Genomic DNA, 21,179 nt, shown 5'->3' on the forward strand with positions numbered 1-21,179 from the left:
CTGACTTCCCCCGGGTGATCCCGGTGTTCCCGGTGTTCCCGGCGCGAGGCGCTGGAGCGCCCCCTTCGATGATCCCCGGCACGGTGGGGACCGGCACGTCCGAGGGAGGGGGCCACCCGCGTGCACCCGCCTCAGCCGGGCCCGCCCGGCCCCTGGCGTCGCAGGGCGACCCGCCGCCAGATCGCCCGCTGGCACCGCAGGGTGCCGGTGCCGACGGCCACCAGGACCACGATGTTCACCAGCAGCTGGACGAGCGACCCCCACGCCTCCTGCCAGCTGGTGAAGGCCACGGAGACGGCGATGGCCGCGGCGGCCGGAATGGTGGTGACCGAGATGAACACCCCGAGCAGGGCGCTCGTCCGCGCCTCGGTGAGCGACACGATGCCGACGACACCCGCCAGCGTCGCCACCGCCACCGAGAAGAAGTTGGGCGTGTTGATCAGGTCGGACACCGGGCGCAGCCCCGCCTCGAACGCCTGCGACTGGAGGCCGAAACCCCGGATCAGCAGGCTGAAGAGGAAGGTGACCAGCACGGTCAGCAGCAGACCCGCCCCGAGCGCCCTCAGCCCCCTGCGGATGGTTCGCCGTTCACCCCGGTCGATGCCGAGCGCGATGCTGACGATCGCCCCGTACTCGGGGCCGACGACCATGGCCCCCACGATCAGGATCTGCGAGTTGGTGACGATCCCCACCGAACCGATCAGACCGGCGACGACCAGGTAGAGGTAGAAACTCGGCGGATACCGGGCGTCGGCGCGGATACGCGCCTCCACCTGCTCCCAGACCGGGGCCCGCGCGAGCGGGCCCGGCTCCTCGCCCCCGCCGGACCCGCCCCGCCCCGAGAACGCCATGTCCACCGGTTCGACCACGATGGAGCCGAGCTGGTCCAACCGGACTTCCCGCATCCCCCGCAGCACCGCGTTGGCGCCCCCGGTCAGTACGTCGCAGGAGATCGCGTCGCCGTCCGGGTTCCTGGCCACCCCCGGTTGCACGATCAGATTGAGGACGGACGGATTGTCGGCGAGCAGCGCCACGACCCGCTCGGTCAGGTCGGGCGGGCTCACCGCGCGGACGTGGATCAGGTCCATCGCGTACCCCTCACTCCGTGGCCCCGCCGGGTCTGCGTGCGGGGCCCCTCCAGTAAGGCCGTACACCCCGCCCCCGGCAATCCGGCCCGGGCGCCCGTGCGCCCGTGCGGTCGGCCGTACGGGGCGGGACCAACCCGTGCGACGGTTACCGGCCGACTGTCGCGGGCCGACGGTCACCGGCCGATTGTCACCGGCGCCTGGAAGAATCACCGCCATGGAGTCACCCGAGCTCTTCTCCGGCGCTTCACCGGCCCCCGCCGCTCAGGACGCGAGCCGGGACGGCGACCCGCGGCGCCCCCTCGTCCGCTGCCGCCTCTGCGGACGCCCACTCACCGGCAGGGGCTCCCGGCGGAGCGGCCTCGGCCCCACCTGCGACGCGAAACTCCACCCGGCGCCACCGGACACCCGCGCCCGCCGCCGGGAGGCCGACCAGGAGACCCTCCCGGGGCTGTGAGACCGGGGCGCCGGGAGCCGGACACGGCCCGGACACCGCTCGCGCGGGTCGTCGGCCGGGGCCGGCAGCCTTACGCCCCCAGCCGCCGGAACAAGCCCTCCTGCACCACGGAGACCAGCAGGTTGCCCTCCCGGTCGTAGATCCGGCCGCGTGCCAGACCCCGCCCGCCGGTGGCGATCGGCGACTCCTGGTCGTAGAGGAACCACTCGTCGGCCCGGAACGGGCGGTGGAACCACATGGCGTGGTCCAGGGAGGCCATGTCGAAGCCGCGCGGGCCCCAGAGGGGCTCCACCGGGATGCGGACGGCGTCCAGCAGCGTCATGTCGCTGGCGTACGTCAGCGCGCAGGTGTGCACCAACGGGTCGTCGCCCAGCGGGCCGACAGCGCGCATCCACACCGCGCTGCGCGGCTCCGCCTCGGCGATCTCCTCCCGCGTCCAGCGCAGCCGGTCCACGTACCGGATGTCGAACGGCTGGCGCCGGGCCATCCGCTCCAGTGCCTCCGGCAGCCCGCCCAGGTGCTCGCGCACCTCGTCGGCGACCGTGGGCAGCTCCTCCGGGGCCGGGACGATCCGGGCGGCCGGCAGCTGGTGCTCGAAGGCCGCCTCCTCGGGCCGGTGGAAGGAGGCCGTCAGGTTGAAGATCGTCCGGCCCTCCTGCACCGCCGTGACCCGCCGCGTCGTGAACGAACGGCCGTCGCGCACCCGCTCCACCTGGTACACGATCGGCACGCCCGGACGGCCCGGGCGCAGGAAGTAGGCGTGCAGCGAGTGCACCGGACGGTCACCGTCGGTGGTCCGGCCGGCGGCGACCAGCGCCTGGCCCGCGACCTGACCGCCGAAGACCCGCTGGAGGGACTCCTCGGGGCTCCGGCCGCGGAAGATGTTGACCTCGATCCGTTCCAGGTCGAGGAGGCCGACCAAGAGCTCGGCGGGGTTCGTCATGCGCTTCTTCTCCACTCTCGCGACCCGGGCGCCACCGTCGCGGCCGGGCTCACAGCTGCCCCACGTCGGTGACGCGCACGACCGCGCGGCCTTCTTCGTCGGAAGCCGCGAGATCCACCTCGGCGCGGATGCCCCAGTCGTGGTCACCGTTCGGGTCGGCGAAAGCCTGCCACACCCGCCACACCCCGTGCGCCGGGTCCTCCTCGATCTTCAGCAGCTTGGGACCGCGCGCGTCCGGACCCGTACCCAGCTCCTCGAACGCGTCCCAGTAGGCGTCCATCGCCTCGCCCCAGGCGTCCTCGTCCCAGCCGGAGTCCGCGTCCAGCTCGCCGAGTTCACGGACCCGGTCGAGCGCGGCCAGCTCGACCCGGCGGAACATCGCGTTGCGCACCAGCACCCGGAAGGCGCGGGCGTTCGCCGTGACCGGCTTGACCTCGTCGGCCTTCTCCTGCGCCTGCTCGGCGGTCTCCACCTCCGGGTTGGCGAGCTGCTCCCACTCGTCCAGCAGGCTGGAGTCCACCTGCCGCACCATTTCGCCGAGCCAGGAGATCAAATCCTGGAGGTCCTCGGACTTGATGTCGTCCGGGATCGTGTGCTCCAGCGCCTTGTACGCGCTCGCGAGGTAGCGCAGCACGATGCCCTCGGTCCGGGCCAGCTCGTAGTGCGAGGTGAACTCCGTGAAGGTCATGGCCCGTTCGTACATGTCACGGATCACCGACTTCGGCGACACCGGATGGTCCCCGACCCACGGGTGGCTCTTGCGGTACACGTCGTAGGCGTGCCACAGCAGTTCGCCCAGCGGCTTCGGGTACGTGACCTCCTGGAGCCGCTCCATACGCTCCTCGTACTCGACGCCGTCCGCCTTCATCTGCCCGACCGCCTCGCCGCGCGCCTTGTTCTGCTGGGCGGCGAGGATCTGACGGGGGTCGTCGAGCGTCGACTCGACGACGGAGACCATGTCCAGCGCGTACGAGGGGGATTCGGCGTCCAGCAGGTCGAACGCGGCGAGCGCGAACGTGGAGAGCGGCTGGTTCAGCGCGAAGTCCTGCTGGAGGTCCACGGTGAGCCGGACGATCCGGCCCTCGGCGTCCGGCTGGGCCAGCTGCTCCACCACGCCGCCGTCGAGCAGCGAGCGGTAGATGGCGATGGCCCGCCGGATGTGCCGCAACTGGGCCTTGCGCGGCTCGTGGTTGTCCTCCAGCAGGTGGCGCATCGCCTTGAAGGCGTTGCCGGGACGGGCGATCACCGACAGCAGCATGGTGTGGGTGACCCGGAAGCGGGAGGTGAGCGGTTCCGGGTCGGACTGGATCAACTTGTCGAAGGTCGTCTCCGACCACGCGACAAAGCCCTCGGGAGCCTTCTTGCGGACGACCTTGCGCTTCTTCTTCGGGTCGTCGCCCGCCTTCTTGACGTTCTTCTCGTTCTCGATGACGTGCTCGGGAGCCTGCGCCACCACGAACCCGGCCGTGTCGAAGCCGGCCCGCCCGGCCCGTCCCGCGATCTGGTGGAACTCCCGCGCCCGCAGCGTGCGCACCCGGGTGCCGTCGTACTTGGTGAGCGCGGTGAACAGCACTGTGCGGATGGGGACGTTCACCCCGACGCCGAGTGTGTCCGTACCGCAGATCACCTTCAGCAACCCGGCCTGCGCGAGCTTCTCCACCAGGCGCCGGTACTTGGGCAGCATCCCGGCGTGGTGGACCCCGATGCCGTGGCGTACGTACCGGGAGAGGTTCTGGCCGAACTTGGTGGTGAAGCGGAAGCTGCCGATCAGATCGGCGATCTTCTCCTTCTCCTCCTTGCTGCACATGTTGATGCTCATCAGCGACTGCGCCCGCTCCACGGCGGCGGCCTGCGTGAAGTGCACGATGTAGACGGGGGACTGCCGGGTGTCCAGCAGCTCGGTCAGCGTCTCCGTGATCGGCGTGAGGCGGTACTCGTAGCTGAGCGGCACCGGACGGGTCGCCGAGCGCACCACGGAGGTCGGCCTGCCGGTCCGCCGGGTGAGGTCCTTCTCGAACATCGCGACGTCGCCGAGGGTCGCCGACATCAGGACGAACTGTGCCTGCGGCAGCTCCAGCAGGGGAATCTGCCACGCCCAGCCGCGGTCGGGCTCCGCGTAGAAGTGGAACTCGTCCATCACGACCTGGCCGATGTCGGCGTACTTGCCGTCGCGCAGCGCGATCGAGGCCAGCACCTCCGCCGTACAGCAGATGACGGGTGCGTCCGCGTTGACCGAGGCGTCGCCCGTCAGCATCCCGACGTTCTCGGTGCCGAAGAGCTTGCAGAGATCGAAGAACTTCTCCGAGACCAGGGCCTTGATCGGAGCCGTGTAGAAGGTGACCTTGTCCTGCGCCAGCGCCGTGAAGTGCGCACCCGCCGCGACCAGGCTCTTGCCCGAGCCGGTCGGCGTGGACAGGATGACGTTCGCCCCGGAGACCACCTCGATCAGCGCCTCCTCCTGAGCGGGGTAGAGGACGATTCCCTGACTCTCGGTCCACGAGGAGAAGGCCTCGAAGAGAGCGTCCGGGTCTGCGGTCGGGGGCAGCTGATCGATAAGGGTCACGCCCCCATCTTGCCTGCCTTCCGTCCCAATGAGGGAACCGGACGGCCCCACGAAGATCATGAGCGGTACGCTTCCCACTCAACTCGGCCGCGCCGCAACGGCGTCGGCCGCACCACGTTCTGGGGGCGGAAAACACCATGATGGGACCGGCACACTCACTGTCCGGAGCTGCGGCCTGGCTCGGGGTGGGGGCGGCTGCCGCCGCCACGGGTCACACCATGCCCTGGCCCGTCCTGGTCGTCGGAGCGCTGATCACGGCGGGCGCCGCGCTCGCCCCCGATCTGGACCACAAGTCGGCCACCATCTCCCGCGCCTTCGGTCCCGTGTCCAAGCTGGTCTGCGAGGTCGTCGACAAGCTCTCGTACGCCGTCTACAAGGCCACCCGCGGCCCCGGCGACCCCCGTCGCAACGGCGGCCACCGGACCCTGACCCACACCTGGCTGTGGGCCGTCCTCACCGGAGCCGTCGCCTCGGGCGCCGCGATCCTCGGCGGCCGGTGGGCGGTCCTCGCGATCCTCTTCGTCCACCTCGTGCTCGCCGTCGAAGGGCTGCTCTGGCGGGCCGCCCGCGTCTCCAGCGACGTACTCGTCTGGCTGCTCGGCGCGACCAGCGCCTGGATCCTCGCCGGCGTGCTGGACCAGCCCGGACACGGCTCGAACTGGTTCTTCGACGCACCCGGCCAGGAGTACATGTGGCTCGGGCTGCCGATCCTCCTCGGCGCCCTCGTCCACGACATCGGCGACGCCCTGACGGTCTCGGGCTGCCCGATCCTCTGGCCCATCCCCCTCGGCCGCAAGCGCTGGTACGCGCTGGGGCCGCCGAAGGCCATGCGCTTCCGGGCCGGCAGCTGGGTGGAGCTGAAGGTACTGATGCCCGTGTTCATGGTGCTCGGGGGGATCGGCGCGGCGGGTGCGCTCAACATCATTTGATCCCGGCCGGCGCGACACCCCCGTCGCCCGGGGTCCTTCTCCGGGCGGCGGGGGTGTCGCCGTAGGACCATGGGCACATGCTGCTCATCCGGCTCGCCCAGGTCTCGCTCCGGGTCGCCGGTGCCCCCGCCCGGAACCGTAAGGTCGAACTGCTGGCCGACCTCTTCCGGGAGGCGGCACCGGACGACGTCCCGGTCGTCATCCCGTACCTCGCGGGGCGGCTGCCGCAGGGGCGGCTCGGCATCGGCTGGTCCACCCTCGGCGACTCCGTCGCACCCGCCACCGATCCCACCCTCACCGTCGCGCACACCGACGCCGAGCTGACCGCGATCGGGAGCCTGACCGGCTCCGGATCGCGGGCCGCGCGGGCGGAACGGCTGCGCGCCCTGCTGGGGGCGGCAACCGCCGACGAACAGCACTTCCTGCGCGCCCTGCTCCTGGGCGAGCTGCGCCAGGGCGCCCTGGACGCGATCGCGGTGGACGCGCTGGCCCGCGCGTCCGGCGCGGCGGGCGCCGATGTGCGCCGCGCCGTCATGCTCGCCGGCTCGCTGACGGACGTCGCGGTCGCCCTGCTCGCGGACGGCCCCGAGGCGCTCGCCCGCTTCCGGCTCACCGTCGGGCGCCCGGTCCACCCGATGCTCGCGCACACCGCCGGTTCGGTCCCGGAGGCGATCGACAAGATGGGCGGCCGTGCGGTCGTCGAGGAGAAGCTCGACGGCATCCGGGTACAGGTCCACCGGGACGGTAACGGCGTACGCGCCTGGACCCGCACCCTCGACGACATCACCGACCGCCTCCCCGACCTGGTGACCGCCGTCGCCGCCTTCCCCGGCGAACGCTTCATCCTCGACGGCGAGGTGATCGCGCTCGGCCCGGACGGCCGGCCGCGCCCGTTCCAGGAGATCGCCGCACGCGTCGGCTCCCGCCGCGACGTGGCCCGCGCGGCGGCGGAGCTGCCCGTGCTCCCGGTCTTCTTCGACGTACTCGACGTCGACGGCGAGGACCTGCTGGACCGGCCCCTCGCCGAGCGGCACGCCGCCCTCGCCCGCCTGGTCCCCGAGCGGATGCGGGTGCGGCGCGCCGTCGTCGCCGACCCCTCGGACCCGTCGGCCCGGGAGGCCGCCGGCGCCTTCTTCGCCGCCACTCTGGAACGCGGCCACGAAGGCGTGGTCGTCAAGGACCTCGCCGCCCCCTACAGCGCCGGCCGCCGGGGCGCGTCCTGGCTCAAGGTCAAGCCCGTGCACACCCTCGACCTCCTGGTGCTGGCCGCGGAGTGGGGCAGTGGCCGCCGCAGCGGAAAGCTCTCCAACCTGCACCTCGGCGCACTGGGCCCCGACGGCGCCCCGGTCATGCTCGGCAAAACCTTCAAGGGGCTCACCGACCAGCTGCTCGCCTGGCAGACCGAACGCCTGCTCGGGCTTTCCACGGGCGACGACGGGCACGTCGTGACCGTACGCCCGGAGCTCGTCGTGGAGATCGCCTACGACGGCCTCCAGCGCTCCACCCGCTATCCGGCCGGCGTCACCCTGCGCTTCGCCCGGGTCCTGCGCTACCGCGAGGACAAGCGCCCGCAGGAGGCGGATACCGTCGCCACCGTCCTCGCCACGTAGTCCTGACCCCGGCAGGCCCGGTCCCGGCAGGCCGTGCACGCCGGAAGGCGCCGCCCGGCGAAATCCCGGGGCGGCGCCTTCCGGCGGAAACGGTGGCGAAGCGTCACTTCCGCTTCGCGGCGGACTCCGTGCGCGCGAGGAGTTCCTCGGGGCTCAGATAGGCGTCCGTGTACTCGAAGTCCCGCAGCGTCGCCGGCTTGCGCGCCTGGAAACCGGTACGCACGAAGTCGTCACCGGCGACCGCGTTCAGCAGCCAGTTGGTGAGCACCCGGGTCTTCGCCACGTTCGTCCGCAGCGCCGACCAGTGGTAGCCGCGCGCCACCGCCTGGGCCGGGATGCCCTGCAGTTCGATCCCGAGCGGCTTGGAGACCGCGTCCCGGCCACCGAGGTCCACGACCAGCCCCAGGTCCTTGTGCACGTACGGCTGGAGTGCGCCACCCCGCAGGGAGGCGAGCACGTTGTCCGCCACCGCCCGGCCCTGTCGCATCGCGTGCTGCGCGGTCGGCGGACAGATCGCGCCGTCGCCCTTCGCGAGATCGGGCACCGCCGCCGCGTCACCGAGCGCGAACACGCCGTCGGCACCGGGCAGACCCATCTCCGGGTTCACCGCCAGCCGGCCGCGTACCGTCTCCGCGCCCAGTGTCGCGATCAGCGGACTCGCGGCCACACCGGCCGTCCAGATCAGGGTGCGGCAGGGCAGCACCCGGCCGTCCGTGAAGGTGACCTCCTCGCGCTCCGCCTTCGCGATCGACACGCCCAGCGACACCTCGATGCCACGCCTGCGCAGGATCTCCATGGCGCTGACGCCTAGCTTGTCACCCAGCTCCGGCATGAGCTTCGGGGCGATGTCGATCAGATGCCACTTGATCAGCTTCGGGTCCAGCCGCGGGTAGTGCTTCACGGCGTTGGTCGTCAGCCGCTGGAGACAGGCAGCAGTCTCGGTCCCGGCGTAACCCCCGCCCACCACGACGAACTGGAGCCGCGAGGCGCGCTCCGCCTCGTCCTGACTCGCGTCCGCCACGTCGAGCTGCTCGATGACGTGGTCCCGCACGTACGCGGCCTCGGCGAGCGTCTTCATGCCCCGGGCGTTGTCCAGCAGGCCGGGGATGTCGAACGTCCGGGTCACGCTTCCGGCGGCCAGCACGATGTAGTCGTACGGCTCGTTCACGATCTCGTCCGTGATCTTGCGGATCACGCAGATCTTCGCCTTGGTGTCCACCCCGATCGCCCCGCCCGGCACGATACGGGTGCGGTGACGGCTGCTGCGCCGCAGCGACACGGCCACCGACTGGGGGGTGAGCACACCGGACGCGACCTGGGGCAGGAGCGGCAGGTAGAGCTGGTACGAGAACGGCGTGACGAGCGTGATCTGCGCTTCTCCCGGCGAGAGCCGACGCTCCAGACGGCGCACGCACTCGACTCCGGCGAATCCGGCGCCGACGACGAGAATCCTGGGTGGTGCCACGGTGTGCGTCCCTTCTCAGGCTTACGCGGTCGTGTCTCACCTGCCCCGAAGTCCGGGCGGGTCACCTCACATCCTCACCGCAGAGCCCTGAACGCGCCTCCCGGCCCGGGGAATCGGGCCTCGGGACCGGACGGGCCACGGAACCACGACCCACCCGAACGGGCCAACGACCGCCCCTTACCGCCGGGACCGTACGGGGCGCACCGCGTACGGACCGTACGGCGTACGGCGTACGGCGGATCCGGCGCCGGCCGCCACCGTCGCAGCTTCGACGGGAGCACCATCGGGTGCCGTGCGTGCGGCGGGTGATGGGCACATCCGTCGCCGTCCAGCAGATTCCAGCTCGGCTCAATGATTCCTGCGTCTGACGGCAACGAACCCAAAGAGGCCGCCGGCCACAAGGACGGCGGCCACGACAAGAAAAGGCCACGGCGCATACTCGTCCGTGCAAACCGTATGCGCCCCCTTGCACACGGTGCCGGGCCCACCGCGGTTGATGTAGGCCAGGTAAAGAGCGATCAGGCTCGCACCGGACAGCAGGCCGAAGGCGCCCGGGAAAGCCCTCTTCCACAGAAGCAGGGCGGCGCCCACGAGAGCGAGCGGCACGAAGAAGAGACCAATCGAAAGAAGGCCGGCCAGCGAGAAGGCGAACAGGGTTCCTACCAGCACCCAGGACGCAAAATACTGCCACCCGTCCCGCACGTTGTTGACTGACCCTGACCTGGTAATTCCTTGACGCATGGTGCGCCTCCAGTGCGAACCCGGATATCGTTTCAGCTTATCGTGGGACACCGACCACCGGTAGGACACCTGCTCAGGAGTCGGGCTCAGTAGACGTCGCGGACGTAGCGCTTGTCCGCCGCCAGGCGCCTGACGTAGGCGGCCGCCTCGTCGGCGTCCATGGAACCGTGCGCGGCCACGATGTCCCGCAGAGCCCGGTCGACGTCCTTGGCCATGCGGCCGGCGTCGCCGCACACGTAGAAGTGGGCACCGGCTTTCAGCCACTGCCACAGGCGGGGCCCGTGCTCACGCATCCGGTCCTGGACGTAGACCTTGTTGCGCTGGTCGCGGGAGAAGGCGAGGTCGAGGCGGTCGAGGTGGCCGGACGCCCGGTACGCCTCAAGGTCCTGACGGTGGTAGAAGTCGGTGGCCCGGCGCTGCTCGCCGAAGAAGAGCCAGTTGGGGCCGGAGTGGCCGCGCGCCTGCCGTTCTTCGAGGAAGCCGATGAAGGGCGCCACCCCGGTGCCGGGGCCGACCATGATCATGGGAGTGGCGGGGTCCGCCGGCGGCCGGAAGTGCGGAGAACGCTGCACGAAGACCTGGACCGGGCCGTCGTCTGCGTGGTCGGCGAGATAGGTGGAGCAGACGCCCTTGCGGTCCCGGCCGAGCCGGTTGGTCCAGCGGACCACGGACACGGTGAGGCGGACCTCGCCGGGGTGGGCCAGCGGGCTCGAGGAGATGGAGTACAGGCGGGGCTGGAGGCGCTTGAGCGCCCCGGTCCACTCCGCCGCCGACGCGCGGACCGGGAACTCCGCGAGGGCGTCGGCCGCCTGACGGCCCCAACTCCACTTGGCCAACGCGTCCTTGTTGTCGGGGCGCAGCAGCCGCTTCAGGTCGTGGCTGTCGGTGCGTTCCATCAGGAACCGCAGCAGACCGGTGCTGACCCGCGAGATGTCCAACCGGGTGCGCAGCGCCTCCTCCAGCGTGAGCGGCCCGCCGTCGCCGAGGTCCACCGGCTCGTCGGGGTCGAGGCCGGTGAGCGCCAGCCACTCGGCGGTGAGCCCCGCGCTGTTGGCCGGCCACACGCCGAGAGCGTCCCCGGCGTCGTAGGCGAGTTCGCCGTCCCGGGTGTCGAAGGCGAACTGCCGCACCTCCTTGCCGGAACCCGGCAGGCTCAGCAGTCTGTTGCCGACGAGCAGGGTGGCGAACGGCGAGGTCCTGGTGTAGCCGGCCGGTACGGGAGCGGGTGGCGCGGTGGCCTGTGCGACCGGCGTTGAGGCGGCGATGGAAGCCACTCTCGCCGGGCCCGCGCGGTCGGGCCGCCGGTCGTCGCCCCCGGGCCCGGCCAGGGCGGTGAGTACCTGGCCGAGCCACTCCTCGGCCCGCTCCCCGAAATCGGGTTCACAGTCGGCCCGGGGGACCAGGCGGGCGGCGCCGAGGGCTGCGAGGCGCTCGTCGAGCCGACGGCCGTGGCCGCAGAAGTCGTCGTAGGAGGAGTCGCCCAGGGCGAGTACCGCGTACCTGACCCCCGCCAGCCCGCCGGCTCCCTCCGCGGACAGGTCCTGCCAGAACGCGCTGCCGTTGTCCGGGGCATCACCGTCGCCGAACGTGCTGGTGACGAGGAGTACGTCGGTCCCGGGGGTGAGGTTCGCCGGTGTCGCCTCCGCCATGGGCAGCAGTTCGGGGACCCGGCCCGCCCGCGCCAGGTGCGCGGCGGCGCCCCGGGCGAACTCCTCGGCGTTGCCGGTCTGCGACGCCCACAGGAGGACCAGGCGGCGGGCCGGTACGGCGGCTCCGCCGACCGGTGGGCCCGGCCGGCCCCGCGTACCGGCCGGTGCCGCGGTGCCGGCCGGCGCGACGGTACGGGAGAACATGCCCGCGAGGACGCCGTCGACCCAGAGGGCGTGGCCGGTGTCGAAGGGCGCGTCCGGCGGCAGGACGGGTACGCCCGCCGCGGGCGGGGCGGCTGCGAGCCCGGAGAGGTAACCGGAGAGGTAGCGGCGCTCCGGCTCGGCCAGCGGGGGCGGGGTGAGTTCGGGGAGGCCGAGCAGGGCGGCGAGCGCGAGGACGGGGGAGCCGGCCGGGGCGGTCGACGCCGCGGGGACCGTCACGGGTGCGGGGAACGAGGTCACGGGTGTGGTCTCCGGTTCGGTGCTCGGGCGGCCGGCCGGGACGGGGGCGGCCGTCCGGGCGAGGGTGACGGCGCAGACCTTGAACTCGGGCTGGAAGGAGAGCGGGTCGACGGCGTCGTTGGTGACGGCGTTGACGCTGAGGTACTCGCCGAACAGGTCGTTCCAGTGGAAGGGGGCGAACACGGTGCCCGGCAGGACCCGGTCGGTGACCACTACGGGCAGGACGGCACGCCCGCGCCGGGAGGTGACCTCCAGGTGGTCGCCCGCCACGACGCCGAGAGAGCCCGCGTCCTCGGGGTGGACCTCCACGAACGGTCCGGGGTTCAGCTTGGTGAGCTTGGCGACCTTGCCGGTCTTGGTCAGCGTGTGCCACTGGTGCTGCAGCCGGCCCGTGTTGAGCAGGTACGGGAAGTCGTCGTCGGGGAGTTCGGCGGCCGGCAGGTGCGGCCGGGTGAAGAAGCGGGCGCGCCCGCTCGCGGTGGGGAAGGCCAGCCGGGGGCGGGTGCCGTCCTCGCGCTCCACCAGGGTCTGGCTGACCCCGTCGTTGAGGTAGCGGACCGGGTTCCGGTCCGGCCCGTCGGAGTCCGGCGCCGGCCACTGCACGGGGGTGGCCCGCAGCCGGTCGTACGTCACCCCACGCAGGTCCCATCCGGTCGCCGGGTTCCACGCCCGCTTGAGCTCCTCGAACACCTCCTCGGCCGAGGAGTACGTGAATCCGTCGGCGAAGCCCATCGCGCAGGCCACCCGGGCGATCAACTGCCAGTCCGGCAGCGCCTGGCCGGGCGGGTCGACGACCCCCTGGACGAGCGTGAGGTTCCGCTCCGAGTTGACCATGACGCCGTCGGACTCCGCCCAGAGCGTCGCCGGCAGCACCACGTCCGCGTAGGCGTTGGTCTCGGTCTCGGCGAACACGTCCTGGGTGATGACGAGTTCGGCCGCCTCCAGACCGGCGATGACCGTCCTGCGATTGGCCACCGAGGCGACCGGGTTGGTGCAGATGATCCAGCACGCCTTGATGTCACCGGCGGCCAGCTGCTCGAACATCTCCACCGTGCCGCGCCCGGAGTCGGTGCGCAGCGAACCCTCGGGTATCCGCCACAGGTTCTCGGTGAAGGCGCGCTCGGCGTCGACCAGCACCGACCGCTGGCCGGGCAGGCCGGGGCCCATGTAGCCCATCTCGCGCCCACCCATGGCGTTGGGCTGGCCGGTCAGCGAGAAGGGACCGGAGCCGGGGCGGCAGATCGCGCCGGTGGCGAGATGCAGGTTGACCAGCGCGTTGGTGTTCCAGGTCCCGTGGGTCGACTGGTTCAGACCCATGGTCCAGCAGCTCATCCACTCCCCGGCCTCCCCGATCCACCGCGCGGCCAGCCGGATGTCCGCCTCCGGGATACCGGTGATCCCCGCGACCCGGTCCGGGGTGTAGCCCGCGAGAAAGGCGGGCATCTCCTCCCAGCCCTCGGTGAACCCGGCGATGAACTCCTCATCGGTGTGGCCGTCAGCGACCAGCAGATGCAACAGGCCGTTCAGCAGGGCGAGATCGGTGCCGGGCTTGATCCGCAGGAAGAGATCGGCCTTGTCGGCGGTGGCGTTGCGGCGCGGGTCCACGACGATCAGCTTGGCGCCGGACGCCTTCACCCGGTCCATCATGCGCAGGAAGAGGATGGGGTGGCAGTCGGCCATGTTCGCGCCGATGACGAAGAACGCGTCCGCGCGGTCGAAGTCCTGGTACGAGCCGGGCGGCCCGTCGGCGCCGAGCGACAGCTTGTAGCCGGTGCCCGCGGACGCCATGCACAGCCGGGAGTTGGACTCGATCCGGCTGGTGCGTACGAAGCCTTTGGCCAGCTTGTTCGCCAGGTACTGCGCCTCCAGGGACATCTGCCCGGAGACGTAGAAGGCCAGCGCGTCCGGCCCGTGCTCGTCCAGGATCGCCCGCAGCCGGCCCGCGACCGAGGCGACGGCCTCGTCGACGTCCGTCTCCACCGGCTCGGCGCCCCGCTCGGCGCGTACCAGGGCCTTGCCCACGCGCCCGGGTGCCGACATCAGGTCGGCGCTGGTCGCCCCCTTGGTGCACAGCCGCCCCGAGTTGGCGGGGTGCGTCTTGTCCCCGTACGCCTTGGCCACCCGGCGGCGGCCGTGGGCCGGGTCCCGCACCAGGTCGAGCACGATCCCGCAGCCGACGCCGCAGTACGAACAGACCGTACGGACGCTGCCGTCGTCCGAGCCAGATGCCACCGAACCCCCCACCCCGCGGTGTGTGCCTTACCGGGCGGGACCGACCACCGGAGGTCGCGGTCCCGAGAACGCCACCGTAGGAAAACCGAATTTCCGGACGGTGTCGTCCCGGAGGCACAGGGGGTTACTCCCGGCGCACACGACCGGGGGGAGCCGTGTGAGGCGCGCGGCCCGGAGGGCGGGCCGGTACGGACGGGAGGGCGGGCCCGGAGCGGCGCCCGAGGCCCGCCCCGCTCCCGCCCGGCTCACCCGTGCCAGGACCGCCACAGCGCCGCGTAGGCGCCGTCCGCGGCGACGAGCTCGTCGTGGCTGCCGAGTTCACTGATCCGGCCCTTCTCCACGACGGCGATCACGTCCGCGTCGTGCGCGGTGTGCAGCCGGTGCGCGATCGCTACCACCGTCCGGCCTTCGAGCACCCGGGCCAGCGACCGCTCCAGATGCCGGGCCGCGCGCGGGTCCAGCAGCGAGGTCGCCTCGTCGAGCACCAGGGTGTGCGGATCGGCCAGCACCAGCCGCGCCAGCGCGATCTGCTGGGCCTGCGCCGGAGTCAGGGCGAGGCCGCCCGAACCCACGTCGCTGTCCAGGCCGTCCGCCAGCGACCTCGCCCAGCCGTCCGCGTCCACCGCCGCCAGTGATGCCCACAGCTCGGCGTCCTCGGCGCCGCTGCGCGCCAGCAGGAGGTTGTCGCGGAGCGAACCGACGAACACGTGGTGTTCCTGGTTGACGAGCGCGACGTGCTCCCGCACCCGCTCCGCAGGCATCCGGGACAACTCCGCGCCGCCCAGCGTCACCTCTCCCGTCCTCGGTGCGTAGATGCCCGCGAGCAGACGGCCCAGCGTCGACTTGCCCGCCCCCGACGGGCCGACCAGGGCGATCCGGGTGCCCGGGGCCACGTCCAGCGACACCTCGTGCAGAACGTCCACCCCGGAGCGGTAACCGAAACGCACCTCGTCCGCCCGGACCTCCCGGCCCTCGGGGCGTACCGAGTCGTCCCCGGCGTCCGGCTCGATGTCGCGCACCCCCACCAGCCGCGCCAGCGACACCTGCGCCACCTGCAACTCGTCGTACCAGCGCAGGATCAGCCCCAGGGGATCGACCAGCATCTGCGCCAGCAGCGCGCCCGTGGTCAGTTGCCCCACGGTGAGCCACCCCTCCAGGACGAACCAGCCGCCCAGCATCAGCACCGTGCCGAGGATCGTCACGTAGGTGAGGTTGATGACCGGGAAGAGCACCGAGCGCAGGAAGAGGGTGTACCTCTCCCACCGGGTCCACTCCATGACCCGCCGCTCCGAGAGCGCCACCCGGCGCGCGCCCAGCCGGTGCGCCTCCACGGTCCGGCCCGCGTCCACCGTCTCCGCGAGCATCGCGGCCACCGCTGCGTACCCGGCCGACTCCGAGCGGTACGCCGAAGGGGCCCGCTTGAAGTACCAGCGGCAGCCGGTGAGCAGCAGGGGGAGCGCCACCAGGACCGCGAGCGCCAGCGGCGGCGCCGTCACCGTGAGCGCGCCGATCAGCAGACCGGACCAGACCACGCCGATGGCGAGCTGCGGCACGGCCTCGCGCATGGCGTTCGCCAGCCGGTCGACATCCGTGGTGATCCGGGAGAGCAGATCACCCGTGCCCGCCCGTTCCAGCACGCCGGGGGGCAGGCCCACCGCCCGTACGAGGAAGTCCTCGCGCAGGTCGGCGAGCATCTCCTCACCCAGCATCGCGCTGCGCAGCCGCATCGTCCGGGTGAAGAGCGTCTGGATCACCAGAGCGACCGCGAAGATCGCGACCGTACGCTCCAGATGCAGGTCGGCGGCCCCGTCCGCCAGGTCCTCCACCAGACCACCGAGCAGGTAAGGACCCACTATGGAGGCGATCACCGCGACCGCGTTGGCGGCGACGAGGATGGCGAACGGCCTGCGATGACGCCGCAGCAGGTCCCGGACGTACTCCCGCACGGTGGCGGCCGATCCGACCGGCAGGGTGGTGGCCGTCGTCGGCGCGGCCGGGTCGTACGACGGTGGTGCGAGGCCGATCATGCCCTCTCCTCGATCTCTCCGGATTCCCGGAGGCTGTTCAGCTCATCGGTGGCGCTCTCCGGCCCGAAGCCGTGCGGCGGCCCGGTCGGTGCGGCTGCCGTCGCCGCCTCCTCCTCGGTCTCCCGGGTGACGACCGAGCGGTAGAGCGGGTCGGTGAGCAGGAGTTCACGGTGCGCACCCGCCGCGACGACCGTCCCCCGGTGGACCAGCACGACCCGGTCGGCGAGGTCCAGCAGCAGGGGCGAGGAGGAGAACACCACGGTGGTGCGGCCCCGGCGCAGTTCCCTGATCCCGGCGCCGACCCGCGCCTCCGTGTGTGAGTCCACGGCCGAGGTCGGCTCGTCGAGGACCAGCACCTCGGGGTCGGTCACCAGCGAGCGGGCCAGCGCGAGACGCTGCCGCTGCCCGCCGGAGAGCGAGCGGCCGCGCTCGGTGATGCGGGTCCCCATCGGGTCGCCGTCCGCGGCGACGGACGCCTGGGCCAGCGCGTCCAGCACGTCCCCGCAGTGGGCGGCCGACAGCGCGTCCTGCGGGCGGACCGCTCCCGACGCGGGCACGTCGAGCAGCTCGCGCAGCGTGCCGGAGAGCAGTACCGGGTCCTTGTCCTGGACCAGGACCGCCGTACGCGCCCGGTCCAGGGGCAGTTCGTCCAGCGCGACACCGCCCAGCAGCACGGACGGCACCACCACGGGCTCCGTCCCGGCGTCTTCGGGGCTCCCGGCGGGCGCGCCGTCGGGCTCCCCGGCCGTTGTCTCGTCGGCCGGGGCGTGACCGCCGAGACGCTCTGCCAGGCGGCCCGCCTCGTCAGGATCCCCGCAGACCACGGCGGTGAGGAGCCCTTGGGTGGCCAGCAGACCGGTGACCGGGTCGTACAGGTCACCGGAAGGCTGCTCCGCCCCGGCGTCCGCGGTGGGCGGACGCACGTCCCGCCGCAAGGACAAAACCCGGACGGCGCGTTGGGCGGAAGGACGGGAGAAGGAGTACGCCATGGCGATCTCCTCGAAGTGCCGGAGCGGGAAGAGCAGCAGCATCGCCGAGTTGAAGACCGTGACCAGCTGCCCCACCTCGATCTTCCCGTCGTGGGCGAGCCCGGCCCCGTACCAGACCAGCGCGATCAGCAGCACTCCGGGCAGCAGCACCTGGACCGCGGAGATCAGCGACCACATGCGGGCGCTGTGCACGGCCGCGCCGCGTACCTCCTGGGAGGCCCGTCGGTACCGGGCGAGGAACAGCTCCTCCCCGCCGATGCCGCGCAGCACCCGCAGCCCCGCGACAGTGTCCGACGCCAGCTCGGTGGCCTTGCCCGCCTTCTCCCGCTGGAGGTCGGCCCGCCGGGTCGCCCGGGGCAGCAACGGCAGCACCGTCAGGGCGAGGACGGGTACGAAGAGCGCGATGAGCACGCCCAGCGAGGGGAGATACAGCACCAGGCCGACGCAGATCAGCACGAGAGCGAGGGCTGCGGCGAGGAAGCGGGAGAGCGCCTCGACGAACCATCCGATCTTCTCCACGTCGCCGGTGGAGACCGCGACGACTTCACCGGCCGCCACCCGCCGCGTCAGCGCGGAGCCGAGTTCGGCGGTCCGTCGGGCGAGTAGTTGCTGCACCCGGGCGGCGGCGGTGATCCAGTTGGTGACGGCGGTGCGGTGGAGCATGGTGTCGCCGACGGCGATGCCGACGCCGAGGAGCAGGATCATGCCCCCGGCCATGACGAGCCGCCCGCCGGAGCGGTCGATCACCGCCTGCACCGCCAGGCCGGCCGCCAGCGGCAGCCCGGCCAGGGCCAGTTGGTGGAACAGCCCCCAGGAGAGCGACGCGAGCTGCCCCTTGAGCTGATTGCGGCCGAGCCAGACGAGGAAACGGGGGCCGGACCGGACGTCAGGATCGCCGGGGTCCTGGTACGGAAGATCACGAATCTGCATGGGGTCCCAAGAATCGGAAGGACGGAGTCCACCGGCGACGGGGCTACCGAAGTGGTGAAGGGCAAACGGCAAGGTTTGCTTCTCCTGCCCTTCCCGGGCAAATGATTTTCCCGGGAACGTCAGCCGGACGGCCGCGTCGCCCGCTCCAACTCCGCCAGGACCGAACGGTAGGGGTGCCCGGTGGCCCGCTCCATGCCGATCTCGCACATCCGGTTCGCAGAGAGGTAGGCGTCGTGCTCCCGGGCGTTGACCTCGACGGCCTCCTTGGCCGTCGCGGAATCGGTCAGCTCCTTGTGCAGCATCCCGCGGTCGCCGGCGAACCCGCAGCACCTCGCGTCGTCCGGCAGGAGCACCTCCTCCGCGCACGCCCCGGCGAGCGTACGCAGCCGCTCCACCAGCTCCAGATGGTCCATCGAGCACGTCGGGTGCACGACGGCCGAACCGGTCCTGCGCTCCACCGTGAGCCGGGGGAGCAGCTCGTCGGCGGCCCAGACGAGGGAGTCCACCACCGTCAGCTCCCGGTGCAGGGCGCGGTTGTCGTCAGTGAGGTAAGGGACGACCTCCCGCGCGATGCCGAGGGTGCAGGAGGTGGCGTCGACCACCAGCGGCAGGGCGCCGCCGCCGGTCCAGCCCCACGCCGCCTCCACGACACGGTTGGCCATCACGGCGTTGGCGGCGTCGTACCCCTTGGAGTGCCAGATCGTCGCGCAGCAGGTTCCGGTCACGTCGTCCGGGATCCAGACCGGCTTGCCGGCCCGCGAGGAGAGGGCGACGACGGAGTGCGCCAGTGACGGCTCCCGGTCCCCGCCGGGGCCGGCGAAGATGCGGTTCACGCACGCCGGGAAGTACACGGCGTGCGCTCCGGCGCGCGAGGTGGGCGGGAGCCTGCGGGAGGCCGCCGGTGGAATCTCCGGCAGCCACTCCGGTACCAGGTCCGGGCGGACCGCCTTGCGGGCGAGCCGGGTCACCGCCGTCAGCAGCGGGTCCCGCACCCGTTCGCCGAGCCCGTCCGCCACGGTCACGGCGAGGCGGGCGGCGGACTCCACCACCCGGAAGTGCCGTGCCGTGAGCACCGCGATCCGCTCTTCGCGGGGTGAGTGACGCAGCGAGCGGAAGCCCTTCATCATCGCGCCGGTGTCGATCCCGACGGGGCACGCCAGCATGCAGGTGGAGTCGCCCGCGCAGGTGTCGACCGCGTCGTAGCCGTACGCGTCGAGCAGTGCTTCCTCGACCGGGGAGCCGTCCGGCTGGCGCAGCATCTCCCGGCGCAGCACGATCCGCTGGCGCGGCGTGGTGGTGAGGTCCTGGCTGGGGCAGGTGGGTTCGCAGAAGCCGCACTCGATGCAGGGGTCCGCGACCGCCTCCACGGAGGGGATCGTCTTCAGGCCGCGCAGATGTGCCCGGGGATCGCGGTCCAGGACCACGCGGGGGGCCAGCACCCCGTCCGGATCGATCAGCCGCTTCGTACGCCACATCAACTCGGTCGCCCGCGGGCCCCATTCGCGCTCCAGGAAGGGGGCGATGTTGCGGCCGGTGGCGTGCTCCGCCTTCAGCGAACCGTCGAACCGGTCCACCACCAGCGTGCAGAACGCGTCCATGAACGCGGCGTACCGCTCCACGTCGGAGGAGACGCCCGCGTCGAAGGCGAGCAGGAAGTGGAGGTTGCCGTGCGCCGCGTGACCGGCCACCGCCGCGTCGAAGCCGTGGCGCGCCTGGAGTTCGAGCAGGGCCTCGCATGCCTCCGCCAACCGGGAGGGCGGGACCGCGAAGTCCTCCGTGATCAGCGTCGTACCGGCCGGGCGTGAGCCGCCCACGGCGGTCACGAAGGCATTCCGGGCCTTCCAGTACCCGTTGATCGTCCCCGGGTCGCGGGTGAACTCGTTGGTGACCGACGCGGCCGGGGTGACCAGCGAGAGCCTTGCCACCACCTCGGCCGCCGCGCGTTCACAACCCTCCTGCGCCGCCTCGTCCGGGGCCCGGAACTCGACCAGCAGGGCCGCCGTCTCCCGGGGGAGGGCCGCCCAGTCGGCAGGGACCCCCCGCACGCTGACCGAGGCGCGCAGGGTGTTGCCGTCCATCAGCTCCACGGCGAGCGCACCCGCCGCGTTGAACAACGGCACGGCGGCGGCAGCGGCGGTCAGCGAGGGAAAGAAGAGCAGCGCCGTGGAGGTCCGCCGGTCGAGCGGCAGCGTGTCGAAGACGACCTCCGAGAGGAAACCGAAGGTGCCCTCGGAGCCCACCATCAGCCCGCGCAGGATCTCCACCGGCGTCGCGCCGTCCAGGAACGCGTCCAGCCGGTAGCCGTTGGTGTTCTTGATCTCGTACTTGGCGCGGATACGTGCGGTCAGTGCCTCGTCCGCCTCGATCTCCGCCTTCAGCGCCATCAGGCCCTCGCAGAGGCGTGGCTCCGCGTGCGCGAGGAGCGCGTCGGCGGCCGGGTCTGCGGTGTCGACCATCGTGCCGCCCGGCAGGACGAAGGAGAGGGAGGAGACCGTCCGGTAGGAGTTGCGGGTGGTGCCGGCGGTCATTCCGGAGGCGTTGTTGGCGACGACCCCGCCGACCGTGCAGGCGATCGCGCTGGCCGGGTCGGGGCCGAGCACTCTGCCGTACCGGGCGAGGGCGGCGTTGGCCCGGGCGATCGTGGTGCCGGGACGGATCCTGGCCCGCGCGCCGCCGTCCAGGACCGTGACGCCGGACCAGTGGCGGCGCACGTCGATCAGGATGTCCTCGCCCTGGGCCTGACCGTTCAGACTGGTGCCGGCGGCCCGGAAGACGACGTGGCGCCCCTTGCCGTGCGCGTACGACAGCACCGCCGAGATGTCGTCCACGTCCTCGGCGACCACCACGACCCGGGGCAGGAAACGGTACGGACTGGCGTCGGAGGCGTACTTCACCAGGTCGGAGACCTTCCACAGCACCTTCGCCGCCCCCAGCAGGGCGATCAGCTCCGAGCGCAGGGGTTCGGGGGTGCCCGCCGCACTCCGGTCGGAGACGCGGTCGGGCGCCGGCCCGCGCGTCCTGCCCGGGCGGAGGGTTTCCGGTTCCGGCTCCAGCAGCGGCATCTCCGGCGATCCCTTCGGGCGGTCGGGCGCGGTCC

Annotated in this window: 12 protein-coding genes; 3 read left to right on the forward strand and 9 right to left on the reverse strand. The window is 72.1% G+C overall.

Going from position 1 to position 21,179, the window contains the following annotated elements; genetic code table 11:
- Positions 1-131 precede the first annotated feature (131 nt).
- Entirely contained in the window at positions 132-1,088 is a 957-nt protein-coding gene (locus ACFYPN_RS16845) for a DUF389 domain-containing protein (RefSeq protein ID WP_389298891.1), read from the reverse strand.
- A 214-nt stretch (positions 1,089-1,302) separates the two neighbouring features.
- Here ACFYPN_RS16845 and ACFYPN_RS16850 point away from each other — a divergent pair, with 214 nt between their 5' ends.
- Positions 1,303-1,542 carry a DUF6011 domain-containing protein gene (locus ACFYPN_RS16850; RefSeq protein WP_358756965.1) on the forward strand — a complete coding sequence of 80 codons (240 nt, stop codon included), beginning with the start codon at positions 1,303-1,305 and terminating at the stop codon, positions 1,540-1,542.
- Positions 1,543-1,612: 70 nt separating this feature from the next.
- Here the strand turns inward: ACFYPN_RS16850 and ACFYPN_RS16855 are convergent, their stop codons facing one another.
- Positions 1,613-2,485: an acyl-CoA thioesterase II gene (locus tag ACFYPN_RS16855; protein WP_358756967.1), complete on the reverse strand. Its 873-nt coding sequence runs from the start codon at positions 2,483-2,485 to the stop codon at positions 1,613-1,615.
- 49 nt (positions 2,486-2,534) lie between these two features.
- Positions 2,535-5,108, reverse strand: a complete 2,574-nt coding sequence (locus tag ACFYPN_RS16860; RefSeq protein WP_389298893.1) for a DEAD/DEAH box helicase — start codon at positions 5,106-5,108, stop codon at positions 2,535-2,537.
- A gap of 77 nt (positions 5,109-5,185) precedes the next feature.
- Here ACFYPN_RS16860 and ACFYPN_RS16865 point away from each other — a divergent pair, with 77 nt between their 5' ends.
- Positions 5,186-5,977, forward strand: a complete 792-nt coding sequence (locus tag ACFYPN_RS16865; protein WP_358756971.1) for a metal-dependent hydrolase — start codon at positions 5,186-5,188, stop codon at positions 5,975-5,977.
- A 77-nt stretch (positions 5,978-6,054) separates the two neighbouring features.
- Positions 6,055-7,587, forward strand: a complete 1,533-nt coding sequence (locus ACFYPN_RS16870) for an ATP-dependent DNA ligase (protein WP_389298895.1) — start codon at positions 6,055-6,057, stop codon at positions 7,585-7,587.
- A gap of 103 nt (positions 7,588-7,690) precedes the next feature.
- Here the strand turns inward: ACFYPN_RS16870 and ACFYPN_RS16875 are convergent, their stop codons facing one another.
- From ACFYPN_RS16875 to ACFYPN_RS16900, 6 genes are all read right to left on the reverse strand, one after another.
- Positions 7,691-9,052 (reverse strand): NAD(P)/FAD-dependent oxidoreductase, encoded by a 1,362-nt coding sequence (locus ACFYPN_RS16875; protein WP_358756975.1) that lies wholly within the window; start codon positions 9,050-9,052, stop codon positions 7,691-7,693.
- Between the two features lie 348 nt (positions 9,053-9,400).
- Complete coding sequence (locus ACFYPN_RS16880) at positions 9,401-9,721, reverse strand: hypothetical protein (RefSeq protein WP_389298897.1); 321 nt, start codon at positions 9,719-9,721, stop codon at positions 9,401-9,403.
- A 158-nt stretch (positions 9,722-9,879) separates the two neighbouring features.
- Positions 9,880-14,136, reverse strand: coding sequence for a molybdopterin-dependent oxidoreductase (locus ACFYPN_RS16885; protein WP_389298899.1), 4,257 nt, complete (start codon positions 14,134-14,136; stop codon positions 9,880-9,882).
- A 245-nt stretch (positions 14,137-14,381) separates the two neighbouring features.
- Positions 14,382-16,163: an ABC transporter ATP-binding protein gene (locus ACFYPN_RS16890; RefSeq protein ID WP_389298900.1), complete on the reverse strand. Its 1,782-nt coding sequence runs from the start codon at positions 16,161-16,163 to the stop codon at positions 14,382-14,384.
- On the reverse strand, positions 16,160-18,082 hold the full coding sequence (locus ACFYPN_RS16895; RefSeq protein WP_389298902.1) for an ABC transporter transmembrane domain-containing protein: 1,923 nt from the start codon (positions 18,080-18,082) through the stop codon (positions 16,160-16,162). Before ACFYPN_RS16895 ends, ACFYPN_RS16890 begins: the two co-directional genes overlap by 4 nt.
- Before the next feature lie 119 nt (positions 18,083-18,201).
- On the reverse strand, positions 18,202-21,144 hold the full coding sequence (locus ACFYPN_RS16900) for an FAD-binding and (Fe-S)-binding domain-containing protein (RefSeq protein ID WP_389298904.1): 2,943 nt from the start codon (positions 21,142-21,144) through the stop codon (positions 18,202-18,204).
- Positions 21,145-21,179 lie beyond the last annotated feature (35 nt).

Source organism: Streptomyces sp. NPDC005576 (assembly GCF_042871745.1).
Classification (GTDB): domain Bacteria; phylum Actinomycetota; class Actinomycetes; order Streptomycetales; family Streptomycetaceae; genus Streptomyces.

Bases quoted from the DNA above. Each gene is read 5' to 3' on its own strand.
- ACFYPN_RS16850 (WP_358756965.1), top strand. From the start codon at position 1,303: ATGGAGTCACCCGAGCTCTTCTCCGGCGCTTCACCGGCCCCCGCCGCT.
- ACFYPN_RS16860 (WP_389298893.1), bottom strand. From the start codon at position 5,108: ATGATCTTCGTGGGGCCGTCCGGTTCCCTCATTGGGACGGAAGGCAGG.
- ACFYPN_RS16845 (WP_389298891.1), bottom strand. From the start codon at position 1,088: ATGGACCTGATCCACGTCCGCGCGGTGAGCCCGCCCGACCTGACCGAG.
- ACFYPN_RS16865 (WP_358756971.1), top strand. From the start codon at position 5,186: ATGATGGGACCGGCACACTCACTGTCCGGAGCTGCGGCCTGGCTCGGG.
- ACFYPN_RS16855 (WP_358756967.1), bottom strand. From the start codon at position 2,485: ATGACGAACCCCGCCGAGCTCTTGGTCGGCCTCCTCGACCTGGAACGG.
- ACFYPN_RS16895 (WP_389298902.1), bottom strand. From the start codon at position 18,082: ATGCAGATTCGTGATCTTCCGTACCAGGACCCCGGCGATCCTGACGTC.
- ACFYPN_RS16900 (WP_389298904.1), bottom strand. From the start codon at position 21,144: ATGCCGCTGCTGGAGCCGGAACCGGAAACCCTCCGCCCGGGCAGGACG.
- ACFYPN_RS16890 (WP_389298900.1), bottom strand. From the start codon at position 16,163: ATGATCGGCCTCGCACCACCGTCGTACGACCCGGCCGCGCCGACGACG.
- ACFYPN_RS16870 (WP_389298895.1), top strand. From the start codon at position 6,055: ATGCTGCTCATCCGGCTCGCCCAGGTCTCGCTCCGGGTCGCCGGTGCC.